General features: G+C 73.2%; 14 protein-coding genes. 8 read left to right on the top strand and 6 right to left on the bottom strand.

From position 1 onward, the window contains the following. Window positions 1–76: 76 nt before the first annotated feature. The gene (locus SPRI_RS06475; RefSeq protein ID WP_005309510.1) at window positions 77–1,858 is read right to left on the bottom strand and encodes a 3-hydroxyacyl-CoA dehydrogenase family protein; all 1,782 of its coding nucleotides are present in this window, start codon (window positions 1,856–1,858) and stop codon (window positions 77–79) included. A gap of 340 nt (window positions 1,859–2,198) precedes the next feature. Between SPRI_RS06475 and SPRI_RS06470 the strand changes: the two genes are divergently transcribed. Both SPRI_RS06470 and SPRI_RS06465 read left to right on the top strand, forming a co-directional pair. After that, window positions 2,199–2,768, top strand: a complete 570-nt coding sequence (locus SPRI_RS06470; RefSeq protein ID WP_037773300.1) for an adenylosuccinate lyase — start codon at window positions 2,199–2,201, stop codon at window positions 2,766–2,768. An 86-nt stretch (window positions 2,769–2,854) separates the two neighbouring features. Beyond that, the gene (locus SPRI_RS06465; RefSeq protein ID WP_005309506.1) at window positions 2,855–3,541 is read left to right on the top strand and encodes an HAD family hydrolase; all 687 of its coding nucleotides are present in this window, start codon (window positions 2,855–2,857) and stop codon (window positions 3,539–3,541) included. On the opposite strand, the gene SPRI_RS06460 is transcribed toward SPRI_RS06465, so the two are convergent. Continuing rightward, window positions 3,508–5,103: a sensor histidine kinase gene (locus SPRI_RS06460; protein WP_063805326.1), complete on the bottom strand. Its 1,596-nt coding sequence runs from the start codon at window positions 5,101–5,103 to the stop codon at window positions 3,508–3,510. The two genes, SPRI_RS06465 and SPRI_RS06460, sit on opposite strands and share 34 nt — an antisense overlap. Continuing rightward, window positions 5,100–5,963, bottom strand: coding sequence for a response regulator transcription factor (locus tag SPRI_RS06455; protein ID WP_078535207.1), 864 nt, complete (start codon window positions 5,961–5,963; stop codon window positions 5,100–5,102). Before SPRI_RS06455 ends, SPRI_RS06460 begins: the two co-directional genes overlap by 4 nt. Before the next feature lie 338 nt (window positions 5,964–6,301). On the opposite strand from SPRI_RS06455, the gene SPRI_RS06450 reads away from it, so the two are divergent. Together SPRI_RS06450 and SPRI_RS06445 are read left to right on the top strand one after the other, a co-directional pair. After that, complete coding sequence (locus tag SPRI_RS06450) at window positions 6,302–6,904, top strand: carbonic anhydrase (protein ID WP_005309494.1); 603 nt, start codon at window positions 6,302–6,304, stop codon at window positions 6,902–6,904. Window positions 6,905–6,961: 57 nt separating this feature from the next. Continuing rightward, entirely contained in the window at window positions 6,962–8,920 is a 1,959-nt protein-coding gene (locus SPRI_RS06445; protein WP_078951213.1) for a SulP family inorganic anion transporter, read from the top strand. A 1-nt stretch (window position 8,921) separates the two neighbouring features. On the opposite strand, the gene SPRI_RS06440 is transcribed toward SPRI_RS06445, so the two are convergent. The 3 genes from SPRI_RS06440 to SPRI_RS06430 all read right to left on the bottom strand — a co-directional run bounded on the left by SPRI_RS06440 (window position 8,922) and on the right by SPRI_RS06430 (window position 10,930). Continuing rightward, window positions 8,922–9,179 (bottom strand): hypothetical protein, encoded by a 258-nt coding sequence (locus SPRI_RS06440; protein ID WP_158685138.1) that lies wholly within the window; start codon window positions 9,177–9,179, stop codon window positions 8,922–8,924. Between the two features lie 75 nt (window positions 9,180–9,254). Next, on the bottom strand, window positions 9,255–9,773 hold the full coding sequence (locus tag SPRI_RS06435) for a GNAT family N-acetyltransferase (protein WP_238996201.1): 519 nt from the start codon (window positions 9,771–9,773) through the stop codon (window positions 9,255–9,257). Window positions 9,774–9,889: 116 nt separating this feature from the next. Then, window positions 9,890–10,930, bottom strand: a complete 1,041-nt coding sequence (locus SPRI_RS06430; RefSeq protein ID WP_005309485.1) for an Rv2578c family radical SAM protein — start codon at window positions 10,928–10,930, stop codon at window positions 9,890–9,892. A gap of 136 nt (window positions 10,931–11,066) precedes the next feature. Here SPRI_RS06430 and SPRI_RS06425 point away from each other — a divergent pair, with 136 nt between their 5' ends. The 4 genes from SPRI_RS06425 to SPRI_RS06410 all read left to right on the top strand — a co-directional run bounded on the left by SPRI_RS06425 (window position 11,067) and on the right by SPRI_RS06410 (window position 17,741). Then, entirely contained in the window at window positions 11,067–11,510 is a 444-nt protein-coding gene (locus SPRI_RS06425) for an SRPBCC family protein (RefSeq protein ID WP_005309484.1), read from the top strand. 213 nt (window positions 11,511–11,723) lie between these two features. Continuing rightward, a complete protein-coding gene (locus SPRI_RS06420) occupies window positions 11,724–14,147 on the top strand; it encodes an MFS transporter (RefSeq protein WP_005309482.1) in 2,424 nt (807 codons plus the stop codon). A 219-nt stretch (window positions 14,148–14,366) separates the two neighbouring features. Beyond that, a complete protein-coding gene (locus SPRI_RS06415) occupies window positions 14,367–16,805 on the top strand; it encodes a SpoIIE family protein phosphatase (RefSeq protein WP_037773295.1) in 2,439 nt (812 codons plus the stop codon). Window positions 16,806–16,838: 33 nt separating this feature from the next. Continuing rightward, on the top strand, window positions 16,839–17,741 hold the full coding sequence (locus SPRI_RS06410; protein WP_078535206.1) for a hypothetical protein: 903 nt from the start codon (window positions 16,839–16,841) through the stop codon (window positions 17,739–17,741). Window positions 17,742–17,808 lie beyond the last annotated feature (67 nt).

The following is a 17,808-nucleotide window of genomic DNA, read 5'->3' as shown; positions in this document are numbered from 1 at the left end:
GGTGCCGGCGTCGGACGGGGCCGGGGACGGGGACGGGCCGCCCGGACCGAGCAGCCCGCCCCAGCCGGCGTCGGACTCAGCGCCGGGCATATTCGCGGAAGCCGCGTCCCGTCTTGCGGCCGAGACAGCCCGCCGCCACCAGGTGCTCGAGCAGCGGCGCCGGGGCGAGGCCGGGGTCGCGGAACTCGCTGTGCAGCACCTTCTCGATGGCCAGCGAGACATCGAGGCCGACCACGTCGAGCAGTTCGAACGGGCCCATCGGGTAGCCGCCGCCGAGCTTCATCGCCGCGTCGATGTCGTCGAGGGTCGCGTAGTGCCCCTCGACCATCTTGATCGCGTTGTTGAGGTACGGGAACAGCAGCGCGTTCACGATGAAGCCGGCGCGGTCGCCGCAGTCCACCGGGTGCTTCTTGATCTTCGCGGTGACCTCGCGGACCGTGGCGTGAACCTCGTCGGAGGTGAGGACCGTGCGGACCACCTCGACCAGCTTCATCGCGGGCGCCGGGTTGAAGAAGTGCATCCCGATGACGTCCTCGGGGCGCGAGGTGGCGCGGGCGCAGGCCACGACCGGCAGCGACGACGTGGTGGTGGCGAGCACCGCGCCCGGCTTGCAGATCTTGTCCAGGGTGGCGAACAGCTGCTGCTTGATCTCCAGGTCCTCGGCCACCGCCTCCAGCGCCAGGTCGACGTCGGAGAAGGCGTCCAGCGAACCGGCCGGCGCGATACGGGCGAGGGTGGCCTCGCGGGCCTCCTCCGTCATCCGGCCCTTGGAGACGGAACGGGCCAGCGACTTGCCGATCCGGGCCTTGGCCACGTCGGCCTTCTCCAGGCTGCGGGCGGCGAGGACGACGTCGTAACCGGCCTTGGCGAAGACCTCGGCGATACCGCTCGCCATGGTGCCCGAACCGGCGACACCCACCGAGCGCACCTCACGGCCGGCGGCCGCCTCCGCGGACGGCCTGGGGGTCAGGGCGTCCTCGACCACCTCGGCGGTGTCCGGCGCGGCGTACGTGTAGAAGCCGCGGCCGGCCTTGCGGCCGGTCAGACCCGCCTCGCTGAGCTGCTTGAGGATCGGCGCCGGAGCGTGCAGCCGGTCGTGCGACTCCGTGTACATGGCGTCCAGCACGGTACGGGCGGTGTCGATGCCGATCAGGTCGAGCAGCGCGAGCGGTCCCATCGGCAGACCGCAGCCGAGCTTCATCGCGGCGTCGATGTCCTCACGAGAGGCGTACCGCGACTCGTACATCGCCGCCGCCTGGTTGAGGTAGCCGAACAGCAGGCCGTCGGCCACGAATCCGGGCCGGTCGCCGACCGCGACCGGCTCCTTGCCGAGCTCCCTGGCGAGCTCGGTGACGGCCTCCACGGCCGCCGGCGCGGTGAGCACGCAGGAGACGACCTCGACCAGCTTCATCGCCGGGGCCGGGTTGAAGAAGTGCAGGCCGAGCACGCGCTCGGGGCGCTCGGAATCGGCGGCCAGCCGGGTCACGGAGAGTGCGTTGGTGCCGGTGGCGATGATCGTCTGCGGCCGGACGATGCCGTCCAGCTCCCGCAGGACCTGGAGCTTGACGTCGTACGACTCGGGCACCACCTCGATGACGAGGTCGGCCTCCGCCGCGGCCTGGAGGTCGGAGAAGGTGCGGAAGCGGGCCAGGGTGTTGCGGCGCTCCTCCTCGGTGATCCGCTCGCGCTCCACGGCGCGGGCGGTGGAGGCCTCGAGCGCGAGGACGGCCCGGCGGGCCGCGGCGTCGCTGACGTCGATGCCGACGACCTCACGGCCGGCGCGGGCGAGGACCTCGGCGATGCCGGTGCCCATGGTGCCGAGGCCGACGACGGCAATGGTGTGGAGAGGGGTGTCCATCACGGGACTCCAGAGATGAGTGACGACTGAAGAGGGGAGCGCGCGGGGCGGCACGGAAGGAACGCCGAGGAGCGCCGAATGCGCACAGGCCGGACACCGAGGGGCGTGCGGCGCGCGGAAAACGCGTGTCGTGGTGCTGGGCCGACGGGCCTGTCCCGGGCCACGTCGTACTGCGGGCTTCGAAAAGCCGAACCGACAACCTCTCGGCGGCTGCGTCACCAGGCCGCCGAAAGCGCGGGGGTTACCCGCTCACCTGAGATTAACTCGCGGGTAACGAGCGCGCCAGCCCTGGGGTGATGTGATCTGGATCGCGCCTTCGCCTCCTGGATACCCTGCTCCCATGGACGAGGAGTTACGGTCGCTCGCGGACCGGCTACGGGACGAGGCGGGCGGCGGACCGGTGTACGAGCGCCTGCTGGTCACCGCCGACCATGACGAACTCGCCGCGGTCCTCACCGAGCGCGAACGCCCTCTGTGGGCCCGCGAACTCGCCGCGTTCCGCCTCGGCTGCGCCGGTGACCGCCGGGCCTTCGAGTCCCTGGTCCTGCTTCTCAATCACCGCGACCCGGAGCGCTGCGTCTCCGCGGCGCACGCGCTGTTCCTGCTCGGCGACCCCAGAACCCCCCGAGCGGCGGCGGCACTTGCCACCAACGAACTCCGCGTCGCCTACGCCCTGTTGCCGGTCCGCCTGCTGACGAGGCTGCGCGCCCCCGAGTCCGCACCGGCGCTGATGACGGTCCTGCGCCGCAGACTGACGGCCGGGGACCCCCACTGGCGCGTGGCGCTCGCCTGCGTGGAGGGCCTGGGCGCGCTCGGCGACGCACGCGCGGCCGAGGTCGTCCGCGCGGCCCTGCCCCACCCCCGCCTGACGGCCGCGGCGGCGGCGGCCCTGGCCCGGCTGGAGGCGTGAGGGGAGGGCGTCGCAAGGCCGGCCGCCGGCATCGGCGACCGGGATCGTCCGCCGGTCGACCGACCGGAGCCTGGCATGATCGACGGGTGACCAGCGAACTCGCGCGCCCGGGCGCCATGAGGTATGTCCTGTTCGACGTCGATGGCACGTTGATCGACGCCGTGGAGAACCAGCGCCGCGTGTGGCGCACATGGGCGGAGCGGTACGGACTCGACGCCGACGAGGTCCACCGGGTGGCGCTGCGGACGAGGCCGCTGGAGACCTTCGCGCAGGTCGCTCAGGGGGAGGACCCGCGGGAATGCCTGGCCGCACTGCACGCCTTGGAGGACGAGGACGTCCGGTCCGGCACCTACGCGGCATTCGACGGAGCGTCGGAACTGCTGACCGCGCTGCCGCCCGGGAACTGGGCCCTGGTGACCTCCAACTACGAACACCGGGTACGCGGCCGCTTCGCCCGGACCGGCCTGCCCGTCCCGGAGGTCCTCGTGGACGCGGCAGCCGTCGACGAGGGCAAGCCGTCGCCCTTGCCCTATCTGCGGGCTGCCGCGCGACTCGGCGCCGAACCGGCGGACTGTCTGGTCGTCGAGGACGCCCCTTCGGGGGTGCGGTCCGGTCTGAGCGCCGGAATGACGGTGTGGGGGGTCAACGCCCTCACTGCGGTGGACGGCGTGCACCGGCATTTCCGCACCCTGCGCGAAGCGGTCCCCGACATCCTCGCCTTCGTGTCCGGAACCCGGCTTCACGAACTGGAGGGATCAGCCGCGGGGGAATGAGGAGCCCCGGGACCGGCCCCTTCAGGGGCTGCCGCCCGACGGAGCCTGCCGCCGCCGGGGCGCGGGCGCAGCCGCGCACGGGCCGCGTCCGCCACGCGGCGCGGGCCGCGGGGGCCGTCCTTTTGACGTTGTGGCGGCGCGGACGGCCGGGGCGGCACCGCCGGCAGGCGGACCACCGCGTCAAGCCCCCCGTGCGGCGCCTCCTCCAGCGTGGCCCGCCCGCCACAGGCGACGGCGAGCCGCTGCACCAGGGCGAGTCCGAGGCCGCTCCCGCCGGCGGCGGCGCCCGGTGCGCGCCAGAAGCGGTCGAAGGCACGGGCACGCTGCTCGGGCGGCAGACCCGGGCCTTCGTCGATGACGTGCAACTCCGCCCAGACGGACCGCGCTTCGCGCGTGGCCCGGCGGGAAGCCCGTACCAGGCGGGTCTCGAGCCGGACCTCCTGCCCGGGCCCCGAGACGCGCAGCGCGTTGGAGAGCAGGTTGTCCAGGATCTGTTCCACCGACCCCGGTACGGCCAGCGCGGGGCCGGCACGCTCGCCGGCGAGAGTCAGCCGGCATCCTCGGGAGGCGAACAACGGGCCCCAGGTGGCGGCCCGTTCGCGGGCGCAGCGGTCGAGGTCGACCGGCTCGCGGGCGGTCGCGTGCTCCTCCAGGCCGGCCATGGCGAGCAGCGTCTCGACCATCCGGGCGAGCCGATCGGTCTCGGTCATCGCGGCGGTGAGGCCGGCGCGGGAGCCGGGAGCGATGCCGGGCTCCAGGTTGTCCAGCCGCAGGCGCAGCGCGGCGAGCGGTGTCTTGAGCTGGTGGGACGCCTCGCCCGCGAACGCCCGCTGCGACCGCATCACATGCTCAAGACGGGCGGCGGTGTCGTTGAAGGTGGAGGCCAGTCTGCGGACCTCGGGCGGGCCCGTGGTCGTCGCCAGGGTCGCGCGGACGGAGAGAGCACCGCGGGCCAGCCGGGCGGTCACGGCCTCCAGTTCCAGGATGGGGCGGCCGGTCCGGCGCGCCACGGCGAGGCCCAGCCCGGCGAAGGCGGTCAGGACGAGCAGTCCCGCGACGGCGAGCGTCAGCCAGACCCGGTGGACCCGCTGGGAGACCACCTCCGTGGGCAGCGTCAGATGCACGGCACCGGAACGCGATGCGCCGGCCGTCACCGGGGCCGCCGCGGCAAGCACCTCCACCCGGCCGTAGCCGCCGGTGCGCACATCGGTGGCGGCCCGCCCGCCGAGTGCGGCGCGCACGTGCCTGCGGCCCAGCATGTCCCGGGTCTCGCGGTCGCTCATCGGGCGGGACGCCGCACGGACCCTGCCGTCACGGTCGAGGACGAACACCTCTCCGCCGATCCGCTCGGCGCAGTGGATCACCCGCCGGGCGAGCGCCGCCGTCTGGTCCGACCGCAGCGAGAGCCGGGCGTACGCGGCGAGGGCCTCGGCCTCGTCCTCGGCGGCCCGCACCACCCGCTGTCGCTCCGCACCGCCGTAGACGATGCCCAGGGGGATCTCCAGGCTGAGCAGCACCAGCACGACGAGCGTGAGGTAGCTCAGCCGCAGGCGGCGGGTCACGGCGGCGCCACCCGGTCGGGGACCGGCGGCGTCCGGTCACGGACCCGCTCCGGCCGCCCGGCGCCGGCCGGGGCGGGGAGCAGGACGTGGTCGGCCAGCCGGAAGCCCACCCCGCGTACGGTCTCGATCCAGCGGGCGTCCCCGAGCTTGCGCCGCAGGGTCGCCACGTGGACGTCCAGCGTTCTGGTCGGCCCGTGGAAGTGCGGGTCCCACACCTGGTCGATGATCTGTCGACGGGTGTAGACGGCGCCGGGATCCTCCGCCAGCAGGGCCAGCAGGTCGAACTCCTTGGGAGTGAGGGCCACTCGCTCGGCGCCCAGCCGGACCTGGCGGGTGCGCCGGTCGACGACGAGCCCTCCCGGCCGCGCTGCCTCCGTGCCGCAAGGGGTCCGCCGGGTGCGGGCGCCGGGCGCGGGGGCCGTGCCGGGGGCTGGGGCCGAAGGCTCCGGCAGGGCGGTCACCGCCACCGGACGGGCCGGTTCCGGCGGAGTGGTGAAGGAGTGGGGGGCAACTGCCGTGCGCCGGGTGACCGCCCGGACCCGGGCGATCAGCTCACGGATGCTGAAGGGCTTCGCCAGGTAGTCGTCGGCCCCGATCTCCAGCCCCACGATCCGGTCGGCCTCCCCGCCCCGCGCCGTCAGCATGATGATGGGCACGTCGGAGACCTGGCGGATGCGCCGGCAGACGTCGATCCCGTCGATGTCGGGCAGGCCGAGATCGAGCAGGACGATGTCCCCGTAGGGCGCGCCGAGCGCCTCCGTGCCGGTGGCGACCCGGTCCACCGCCAGCCCGTAGCGCACCAGTCCTTCGGCCAGGGGCTCGGCGATGGTGTCGTCGTCCTCGATGAGCAACACGCGCATGGTCGTCCTTTGTCCGTCATCGGCGACACGTCGGCCCCTGCCGGGGGCGCGGCCCAAAAGGGAAGCGTCAAGTGCCGTGTGTGCAGGGCGAGTTCGGCATCTGCACCGTACAACAGCGGATCACCGGGAAGATCGTGACTCATCCCACGCCCGACGACCCGCGTTCCGGGGCCTGTTCTTCGTACACGTCCCGCCGCCGCAGAGAACTGGGCGGATCATGGCCGCGCCTTGACGTGCCGCTGGCCCGGCTCTGACGACCGCGTCCCTACGGTCGTTGCCAGAAGTCCGCAGGTGCCGCCCCAGGGGCGAGCGCCGCGGCGCACCCCACGGAGGCAACCATGCAGGCCCTTCTCGACCATGCGCGTTCCTTCCACCTCAATCCGGGCACGGACGCCGGCACCCTTCGCGCCCTGGCGGCCGGCCAGTCGCCCGAGGCCATGGTCATCAGCTGCTCGGACTCCCGCGTCGTCCCCGCGCTCATCACCGGCGCCGGGCCCGGCGAGGTGTTCGAACTGCGCAACGCCGGCAACATCGTGCCCCCACCAGGCTCCGGCGTCCCTTCGGGCGAGGCCGCCACCGTCGAGTACGCGCTCGAGGTGCTGGCCGTGCGGGACGTGGTGGTGTGCGGCCACTCCCACTGCGGGGCGATGGACGCCCTGGCCTCTGGCAGCGACCTTTCCGGGCTCCCGGGCGTCGAGGCGTGGCTGTCGCTCGTGCGGCCCGCGCTCGCCCCCTACCTCGGCACGCACCCCGGCGAGGAGTCGCGGCTCGAGCGGATCGTGCAGCGCAACATCGTGCACCAGCTCGCGGTTCTCAGCTCCTATCCGGCGGCCCGCCGGCTCATGGACGCGGGCGAACTCCGCCTGCACGGCTGGTACTACCGCGTCGAGACCGGAGCGCTGCTGGAGCTCGGGGACGACGGGACGTTCGAGGCCCGCTGACGCCGCCCGCCCGCCGGCCCTGTCACGCCGAACGGCTCCACCCAAAGGACCTCCTTCATGACTTCCCCCACCCGAAAACGCGCCCGTCACGCACGCCCCCCGAGCAGGACCTTCCCCACCCGTCCCGCCGCCGGGCGCCGCCCGGGCGGCGCGCCCGTGGACCGGCGCCCGACCCTCGTCGAAGAACTGCGCGGGGCATCCCCCGTCACCGAGATCGTGGCATCGTTCGTCGTCTTCCTCGTCGCGCTGCCCCTGTGCATCGGTGTGGCCGTCGCCTCAGGCGCCCCCGCCGAACTCGGCATCGTCTCCGGTGTCGTCGGAGGGCTGGTCGTCGGCCTGATGCGCGGCAGCACCCTCCAGGTCAGCGGGCCCGCGGCCGGCCTCGCCGCGCTGGTCGCGGAGGCCATCGCCACGCACGGAGCGGCGACGCTCGGCGTCATCGTGCTGGCATCAGGAGTGCTTCAGATCGGCCTCGCGCTCATCAGGCTCGGCCGCATGTTCCAGGCGATCTCCGTCGCCGTGGTCCAGGGCATGCTGGCGGGCATCGGCCTGCCTCTCATGATCAGCCAGTCCTATGTGCTGGCCGACAGCAAGGCCCCGGGCACTCCGGTTCAGAACGCGCTGGGCCTGCCCGGCCTGCTCACCACGGCCCTCAGCACCTCCGACGCGCTGATCGCCACGGTGCTCGGCCTCGCGACGGTGGCGCTGTGCTTCGTCTGGAAGAAACTGCCGGGCCCCGTGGGCAAGGTGCCGGCGCCACTGGTCGGGGTCGCCGTGGGGATGGCGGTGGCCGCGCTGCCCGGAGTGCGGATCGACACCCTCCAGGTGGGCGATCTGGTGGCCTCCGTGCACCTTCCCGGTGCCGCGGAGTTCGCCTCGCTGGCGGACCCGGCCGTGCTGGCCACCGTGCTCACCTTCACGGTGATCGCCTCGGCGGAGAGCCTTTTCACGGCCGCCGCCGTGGACCGTATGCACACCGGCCCCCGCACCCGCTACAACACGGAACTGCTCTCCCAGGGCGTGGGCAACACGGTGTGCGGCACCCTCGGCGCACTGCCCATGACGGCCGTGGTCGCGCGCAGTTCGGCCAACGTCCAGGCGGGAGCGAGGACACGGCTCTCCCGCACGCTGCACGGCCTGTGGCTGCTGGGCTTCGCCCTGCTGCTGCCCGGCCTCCTCGCCCTCGTACCCATCACGGTGCTGGCGGGGGTGCTGGTGCACAGCGGCTGGAAGCTCCTCGCGCCGGAACAGTTCCCCCGGCTGTGGAAGCAGGACAGGGGAGAGGCGGTCGTGATGGCCGTCACCACCCTCGCCATCTTCGGGACGGCCCTGCTGGAAGGCGTACTCGTCGGCCTGGCCGCGGGTGTCGTGCTCGCCGTGCTCCGCATGTCCCGGACCACGGTGCGGCACAGCACCGACGGGGACACGGCGAAACTCACCATGACCGGCAGCGCCACCTTCATCAGGCTCCCGCAGCTGCTCGACGCGCTCGACGCCGTCGCCGCGGCCGGCAGGCCCCGGATCCGGCTGGACCTCACGGCCATGACCCACCTCGACCACGCCTGCCGCACCCAGGTCGACGAGTTCGTCGCCCAGCAGCGCAGGAGCGGAACGGTCCGGGTGGAACTGCTGCTCCCGGGCGGCCCGAACGGCGCCCCCGGGGTGGATCCCGGCGGGCCGCCGCCCGGCGACCTGCCCGGGGCGGCGGGGGAGAAGGCGCCGGACCTGCCGCACCGCACGGCCCGGCCGACCCGTGGCCGGGTGGCCACGCCGTCCCGTCCCGGCCTCGGACCGGACGCCGAACCGTTCGCTCCCGGACGGGAGTTCACGGGCACGGCCGCGACCGAGGAATTCGACGTCGGCGAGTGGGAGCAGGCTTACGTGGGTGAGCCGGCCCGTCGCGACATCCGCGCGGCCCCGGAGGGTTCGCACCGCCGCGACCCGAGGCGGTCGGGGACCGCCCGCGGCGGCCGGCACGACGTACGGGCCCCCGGCCCGGACGACTCGTGGCCGTAGGTCACAGGCCGTGGCGACGGTCGCCCATGATCAACTCGCACACCCGGGCCTCCGACTCGGGGGAGAAGGGGTCGTGAGGGGCCCGTACGGCGCCGCTGGGCCTGTCGGTGAGGGGAGCGGCGCCGTTCGCCCCGGTGGTGGCGGGCGCGTGCGTGTTCTCGTGCGGGAAGGCGAGATCGCCCGCGGCCCCCGTCGGGCCGCCGTCGGCCGTCGCCGCTTCGTGCCGGTCACCACCGCCGGGCCGGGAATTTCGGGTCATCGTGACCACCTCCGCCACCAGGGTGCTCCCACCCGCGGTGATCGGACAAAGTTGTTTGCCGAAAGTGCAAACGACTCAGGCCCCCGCGGCCGCCGAAGGGGCGGCCAGCCACCGGGCGTAGCGCACTTCGGGGACGGCGACGCCGTCGACCTCGAACGGCTCCTCCCTGCCGTCCGGCAGGAATCCGGCCCGCTCGTAGAAGCGGCGGGCGCGTGCGTTCTCCTTGAGCACCCACAGCTGCATCAACGCGAAGCCTCGCGCCCGTGCGCGCCCGGTCAGCTCCGCCGTCAACGCGTGGCCGACGCCGGAGGATATGCGCTCGGGCAGGACGTAGAGGGCGTAGAGCTCGCACGTCCCGGGCGGGGCGTCCTCGTCCCGGGCCGGTCCGAAGCAGCCCCAGCCGATCACGTCGCCGTCCCGCTCGGCGACCACGTCGGTGACGTCGGTGCCGTCGGCCAGGTACCGGCGGCGGCGTACCGCGTCCTCCTCGACGCTCATGGCGTCCAGGTACGACTGGGGCATCAGCCCGGCGTACGCGTAGCGCCACCCGCCCACCCGGATCGCCGCGACCGCCTCGCAGTCGTCGGCGGTCATGTCCCGCACCTTCACCGTCATCGGTACGCGCCCTCCCTCGCCGTTCTGCACCGCAGACTGCCCGCCGGCTCCCGCCGGTGCCACCAATAATCCGTCACCGCGACGGAGGGGCGGGGTCAGAGCAGTGTCAGCTGGGTGGGTTCGTCCGCGGGCGCGGTCCCCGGTTCGCCGCGCACCGGCAGGCGCCGGTGTCCGCCGGGCCGGGAGGACGGGCCGATGCCGAACTCGGCGGCCAGCTCGTGCACATGACGGGTGATCCGGCGCTGGTACCACCTCGGCGCGTAGGCGCCCTCGGCGTAGAGCCGTTCGTACCGTGCCACCAGATGAGGGTGGTGCTCGCGCAGCCAGGCCATGAACCACTCGCGGGCACCCGGCCGCAGGTGCAGTACGAGCGGGGTGACGGAGGTGGCTCCCGCTTCGGCGATCGCCCGGACCGTCGCGCGCAGCTGGTCCGGACGGTCGCCGAGGAACGGGATGACCGGCGCCATCAGGACACCGCAGCCGATGCCGTGGTCGGTGAGGGTGCGGACGGCGTCGAGCCGGCGCTCGGGGGAGGGGGTGCCGGGTTCGACGGTGCGCCACAGTTCCCGGTCGGTGAAGCCGACGGAGACGGAGACGCCGACCTCTGTGACCTCCGCGGCCTGCCGCAGCAGGTCCAGGTCGCGCAGGATCAGGGTGCCCTTGGTGAGGATGGAGAACGGGTTCGCGTGGTCGCGCAGCGCGGAGATGATGCCGGGCATCAGCCGGTACCGGCCCTCGGCGCGCTGGTAGCAGTCGACGTTGGTGCCCATGGCGATGTGCGCCCCCTGCCACTGCCGGGAGGCGAGCTGGCGGCGCAGCAGCTCGGGGGCGTTGATCTTGACGACGATCTGGGAGTCGAAGCCGATGCCGGTGTCGAGGTCCAGATAACTGTGGGTCTTGCGGGCGAAGCAGTACACGCAGGCGTGGGAGCAGCCGCGGTACGGGTTCACCGTCCATTCGAACGGCATCCGGGAGGCCCCGGGCACCCGGTTCAGGATCGAACGGGCGCGCACCTCGTGGAAGGTGATGCCCCTGAATTCGGGCGTGTCGAAGGTCCGGGTGGTGACGGCCGACGTCCCGAACAGGGCGGCGCTCCCTGATGATGCGGGGGTTTCTGCCAGATTGTCCCAGCGCATGGGTGCCTCCTCGTTCGCACTGACCCCAGAATAGAACACCTGTTCCCATGATCGCCGCAAGCGCGATTTGGGGGGCCGGGCCCGAGGTGGTTGGCTAGCCGCATCCCGCTGGAGCTAGTGCTGGAGGAGCAACGAAATGGCGCAGGTCGAAGCCACCACGGAACGGATCGTCGCGGCGGACGCGGAGACGGTGTTCGATGCCGTGGCCGACTACGAGAACACCCGCGCGAAGCTCCTGCCCGAGCACTTCAGCGAGTACGAGGTCCGTGAGGGCGGCGACGGCGAGGGCACCCTCGTCCACTGGAAGCTCCAGGCGACCAGCAAGCGCGTCCGGGACTGCCTGCTCGAGGTGACGGAGCCGCGGGACGGGGAACTGGTCGAGAAGGACCGCAACTCCTCCATGGTCACCACCTGGACGGTCACCCCGGCCGGCGAGGGGAAGTCCCGGGTCGTCGTGCGGACCGTATGGGACGGCGCGGGCGGCATCGGCGGCTTCTTCGAGAGGACCTTCGCCCCCAAGGGACTCGGCCGGATCTACGACGCCGTGCTCGCCAATCTCGCCACGAACGTGGAGAAGTAACCTCACCGGTTCGAGTGGTCTTCCCCGTCGCCCGGTAGCGCGCCCGGCGCGCGCCGGGTGGCAGGAAAGCCGCTGGTGGGCACCCCAAATGCGCCCTCTGCGGGGCGTGTTGAGGGGGCTCTCGAACGCCTGGCCGGGGTCGTGACCGACTTGCTCCCCCTTCGTGCGCAATGCGAAGAATGACGCCGCGCAGTGCGACGAGGGGAGCAGGACGTGGGCGGCATCACTCTGGTGAAGGACGAGCAGGCCGCGCCGGCCGCCGCCGGACCCGCGGACCCGCCGCCGCACGCCGCGGGGAGCGCCCCCGCGCCGCTCGGACCCCGCCGCGTACGGCTCGTCTTCACGGGCCTGATGCTCGCGCTTCTGCTCGCCGCGCTCGAGCAGATGATCGTCGCCACCGCGCTCCCCAAGATCGTCGGCGAGCTGCACGGGCTCGACCGGATGTCGTGGGCGATCACCGCGTATCTGCTCACCGCCACCATCGGGCTGCCCGTCTACGGCAAACTCGGCGACCTCTACGGCCGCAAGGGCGTCTTCCAGTTCGCCATCGTCGTCTTCGTCATCGGCTCCGCGCTGGCCGGCTGGTCACGCACCATGAACGAACTGATCGCCTTCCGCGCGGTCCAGGGCCTCGGCGCCGGCGGGCTCATGATCGGCGTGCAGGCGATCATCGCGGACATCGTGCCGCCCCGCGAACGCGGCCGCTTCATGGGGCTGATCGGCGCCGCCTTCGGGCTCGCCTCCGTCGCAGGTCCGCTGCTCGGCGGGTTCTTCACCGACCACGCCTCCTGGCGCTGGTGCTTCTACTTCAACGTCCCCTTCGGGCTGATCACCCTCGTCGTCGTCAGCGTGGTCCTCAAGCTCCCGAAGCCCGAGGGCAGGGCCCGCCTCGACGTCCTCGGCGTGCTGTTCCTCGCCGCCGCCTCCACCTGCCTGGTGCTGCTCACCAGTTGGGGCGGCACCGAGTACGCGTGGGGCTCCCGCGTGATCCTCGGACTCGGCGCGGGCGCCGCGGCGAGTGCCGTGCTCTTCCTCGTCGTCGAGCACTACGCACCCGAACCGGTCATCCCGCTGCGCCTGTTCAAGGACTCCGTCTTCAACATCACCTCGCTCGTCGGCGCGGTCGTCGGCATCGCCCTCTTCGGCGCCGCGAGTTACCTGCCGACGTTCCTCCAGATGGTCGACGGCGCCAGCGCCACCGAGTCCGGCCTGCTGATGCTGCCGATGATGGGCGGCATCGTCGTCGCCTCGATCGTCTCCGGCCAGCTCATCAGCCGCACCGGCCGCTACAAGGTCTACCCGGTGCTCGGCGGCGCGATCTCCGTCGTCGGCATGTGGCTGCTGTCCCGGCTGGAGGTCGACACCTCCCGGCTCGAGTACAGCGTCGGGCAGGCGGTCCTCGGTGTCGGCATCGGCCTGGTGATGCCGGTCCTGATCCTCGCCGTGCAGAACGCCGTGCCGCCCGCCGACCTCGGCACCGCGACCAGCGCCAACAACTACTTCCGGCAGATCGGCGGCAGCGTCGGCGCCGCCGTCTTCGGCACGCTCTTCGCGGACCGGCTCACCGACGCGCTCGCCGACCGCGTCCCGGCCGGCGCGGGCCTGCCCGACCCGGCCGCCATCACCCCGCAGCTGGTGCACGCCATGCCGCCCGCGCTGCGCGACGCGTACGTCCGGGCCTACGCCGACGCGATGCCGCGGATCTTCCTCTACCTCGTGCCGGTGCTCGTCCTCGGCCTGCTCATCGCCTTCTTCCTCAAGGAGAGTCCGCTGGTGTCCCACAACGCCCCCGCCGACGCCGCCGTGCCGCACGCCCGCCCCGCTCCCGCCCCCGCCGCGGGCCGTCCGGCCGCCCCCCAGCCGGCCGCCCCGCAGCCGTCGGGCGTTCCCGTCTGCGGCACCGTCCAGCACCACGACGGCACCAGCGTCCCGCGCGCCGCGCTGACCCTGATCGACGTGCAGGGAACCCAGATCGGCCGCGGTGCGAGCGGCGAGGACGGCCGGTACGCGCTGAGCGCACCCGGCCCGGGGGCGTACGTGATGATCGCGGCGGCGGGCGGCCACCAGCCGCAGGCCGTCACGGTCACCGTCGGCGAGCGGCCCGTCGACCTCGACGTGGTCCTCGGCGGCGCCGGGCGCCTCGCCGGGGTCGTCGTCACGGCCGACGGCAGCCCCGTACGGGACGCGGCCGTCACCCTCACCGACGTGCGCGGCGACGTGGTGGCCTCCACCCGCAGCGGGCGCGAGGGCGGCTATGTGATCAGCGAACTGGTGGCGGGGGAGTACACCCTGGCGGCCAGCGCCCCCGCCTTCCGGCCCGCCGCGCACCCCGTCAGCGTGCAGGCGTCCCGGGAGACCCGCCAGGACATCGAACTGGCCGGCGGGGCCGTGCTGCGCGGCACCGTGCGTGCGGGCGACGGCCGGCCCGTCGACGACGCCCGCGTGACCCTGCTGGACGCGGCCGGCAACGTGGTCGACACCCTCACCACCGGTCCCGACGGGACATTCCGCTTCGTGGACCTGTCGTCGGGCGAGTACACGGTCATCGCGTCGGGCTACCCGCCGGTCGCGACCGTGCTCCAGGTCGCCGGCGGCGGACGCACCGAGCGCGACCTGCAACTCGGTCACGCCGACTGACGTCAGGCCCCGCGGCGCCCCTTCCCACCCGCTGCGTGCGGGGGCGCGTACAGCGCGGCGCGCCGGCGCCCCGAGGGGTCCGCGCCCGCTCGTCCGCTCGCCGGCTTCGCGCCGGGCGCACGACCTCTTCCGCCAACGCCCGGCGCCCGGCGCGGAGATACCCCTACCGTGGTGAACGAGGCCGTTGGATCCCGGCGGCGGGGAAGGAGCCATCCACCCATGGACAGTGGCGTTCCGTCGGTGCCCCGGCAGCGGTACCCCGTGGCCGGTCGCATTCCGCTTGCCGTGATCGTCGTGGACGGTGACGGCCTGGTGTCGCACTGGTCCACCGGTGCGCGCCGGCTCTTCGGTCCCGCAAGGGCCGAGGCGGTCGGGCGTCCGGCCGTCGAACTGCTGCCCATCTCGGGCGCGTTGACCGGTCAGGAGTGCGACCACGACGGAGAGTACGGCGGCGACGGCATCGGCCCCTGCCCTGGATGCAGCGCGTACAGCGGACTCGGCCAGGGCCTGGACGCCCGCCTGGGCGGTCTCACCACCTATCCGACGGCCGGCCGCGCCCGTGTCTCCGAGCTGGGCCAGGACCGCGTCGACGTGCTGTGGTGGGCGTATCCGATGGTGGGCCCCGGCGAGGAGCGGCTGCTCTTCCTCGCCGCTGACGCGGGACGGCTCGGCACCGACGAGGGCGGCGTCGAACGGATCGCGCCGGGCTTCGCGCTGCACACCGAGTTCCCCGGGGCGGAGGAACTGGCGCGCCGGCTCCCCGAGATCCTGCCCAGCATGAGCGTGCGGGAGTCGACGCGGATCGTCTCCCGGATCCTCGACCTCGGCTACCCGGTCCTCGAGTTCAGCCACCACGACCGGGTGCCCGTCACCCCCGACTGGGGCGTGCCGCGCCGCGCCGCGCGCAGGGCACGGCAGCAGGTGACGGAGCAGGCCCTCGCGGCCGGGCATCCCGTGGAGGAGGCGGACCTCGAGCAGGACCTCGAATACGCGGCGGTGCGCGAGCGGCTGGAGTTCCTGAACGAGGTCAGCGGCCGGATCGGCTCCTCGCTCGACCTCGCCCGGACGATCCGGGAGATCAGCTCCGCGATCGTGCCCCGGTTCAGCGACGTCGCCTGCACCTATCTGCGGGAGGAGGTCGTCGCCGGCGAGGGCTTCTGCGACGGCGACCCCGACGCGACGACCATGTGGCACCGGGTGGCGTTCGAGCACGTCGACGAGCCCGGCCGCTGGGACGACGTCGTCCCCGTCGGCGAGTCCATGCCGTTCCCCGCCCACACCCCGTTCTTCCGGTGCATGGTCAGCGGTGAGCCCGTCCTGGTGCCGCGCATCACGGAGGAGATGGGCAACGCCATGGCCGAGCAGTTCGACAAGCGGGACATGCGCCCGCTGATCAACGGCCGGTCCATGCTGGTCGCACCGCTCAAGGCACGCAACGTGGTCCTCGGCTGCATGATCCTGCTGCGCCACCCCGAACGGCCCCTGTTCAACGACATGGACCGGGTCACCGGCGCCGAACTGGCCGCCCGCGCCGGGCTGGTGCTCGACAACGCCCGTATGTACACCTACCAGGAGAACGTCGCGGAGACGCTCCAGGACTCGATGCTGCCGCAGGTCGCCCCGCGCACGGCCGGCTGCGACACCGCGACCCGCTATCTGCCGGGCACGCAGCTGGGCCGGGTCGGCGGGGACTGGTTCGACTCCGTCAAGCTGCCGGGCTCGCGCACCGCGCTCGTCGTCGGCGACGTGATGGGCCACGGTCTCAACTCCGCAGCCATGATGGGCCAGTTGCGCACCGCGGTGCAGACGATGGCGGCACTCGACCTGCCGCCCGCCCAGCTCCTGCGCAACCTCGACGACCTTGCCCAGCGCCTCGGCGAGCACTACCTGGCCACCTGCGTCTACGCGGTGTACGACCCGGTCCGCGGCGAACTGGAACTGGCCAACGCGGGCCATGTGCCCCCGGTGATCGTCCGCGCCGCCGACGGCCGCAGCGAACTGCTGGAGCTGCCGTCGGGAGCGCCCATCGGGGTCGGCGGGGTGCCCTTCCGCAGTGTCCGCGTCGCGGTGTCGCCCGGCGACCGGCTCGTGATGTGCACCGACGGGCTGGTGGAGGTGCGCGGCGAGGACATCGGGGTGGGTCTCGCGACGCTCTGCGAGTCCGCCGCGCATCCCGCGGCGTCGATGGACGAGGCGTGCGACACCATCATCCGCGCGCTGAACACGCGCGGCGGGCGCAAGGACGACGTCGCCCTGCTGATGGCCCGGCTGAACGGCATCGACCCCGGCTCCGTCGCCACCTGGGAGCTCTCGCTCGAACCGCGGGAGGCGGCGAGGGCGCGGCGGCTGGTGCGCGGACAGCTGAACGCCTGGGGTCTCGGGCCGCTCACCGGCACGGCGGAACTCCTGGTCGGCGAGGTCGTCGCCAACGCGGTGCGGCACGCCTTCGGCCGCCGCGCCGAACTGCGGCTCGTACGGGCCGATTCCCTGCTGTGCGAGGTGGCGGACGACGACCACACCCTGCCGACCCTGCTGGACGCCCGCCCCGACGACGAGGGCGGTCGCGGCCTGCGCGTACTGAGCGCCCTGTCGCGGGAGTGGGGCACCAGCCGCACGGCGGGCGGCAAGACGGTCTGGTTCGAACTGGCCCTCCCGTAGGGCGGTCCGGGGCGCGATCTAGGGTTGCTGCACATGAGGCCTGGACAGCAGCACCCGGAAGGCGGGCAGGACCCGCGCCACCCGCGACCCGGTTCCTACGGGCCGCCGGGCGGCCCGCAGCAGCCGTGGGACATGCCCACGCAGCCCGCCGGCCCCGCCGTGTCGGGCCGAGATCGCCGCGGGAGCGCCACGGTCGTCGCCGTGGTCGCGGCCTCGGTCGTCGTCGTGGCCGCCGCGGTCACCGGATATCTGGTCCTCGGCGGCGACGGTGACGACAGCGCCCGCCCGCCCGCTCCGTCCTCATCCGCACCTGTGGCGGACGACGCCCGTACGGACGCCGGCGAGCAGCCGACCGTGCCCGGCTGGCGGGCCGTGACGAACCCGAGGACCGGCATCGTCTTCGACGTGCCGCCCGAGTGGGGCCTCAAGCCGGCGTCCTGGGCGACCTATGTCGCCGACGACGCCGACCCGGAGGAGATCCCCCTCGTCGGCTTCTCCGCCCCGGCGATGCTCAAGGAGAAGTGGTGCGTCGCCGACGCGGACCTCGACGGCTCGTCGGACGAGACCTGGCTCGCCGCCGCCGGCTCCCGTGCCGAACGCGGCGCGAAGACGCCGCAGGAGGCCGCCCGGGACAACGCCTCCCTGTGGGTGTACGGCGGCTACACGCAGCCGGACAAGGCCAAGGTGACCAAGGGCGCGGCCGAGCCGTACACCACCGCCTCCGGCATCACGGGCAGTGTGGCGACCGCCTCCTCCACGGGCGTCGAACCCGAGGGCAAGTGCGACAGCGACGGCAAGGCGACCGCCTTCGCCTTCAAGAACCCGAAGGGCGACATCGTCTCCTGGACGTTCGTGGGAGCGAAGGGGGTGGGGGACGAGGTGCCGGACACGGTCGTCGCCAAGGTCCTGAGCACCGTCCGCCTGGCCGACGGCTGACCGGGGCGCCGAGCCTCAACAGCGCGCCGTGCCAACGGAGTTGTTCACCGAATGTTGGCCGTGTCGT

The sequence above is a fragment of the Streptomyces pristinaespiralis genome, from assembly GCF_001278075.1.
Classification (GTDB): domain Bacteria; phylum Actinomycetota; class Actinomycetes; order Streptomycetales; family Streptomycetaceae; genus Streptomyces; species Streptomyces pristinaespiralis.
Note: the sequence above shows the minus strand (reverse complement) of the source record. Positions and strands in the feature narration are given on the sequence as shown.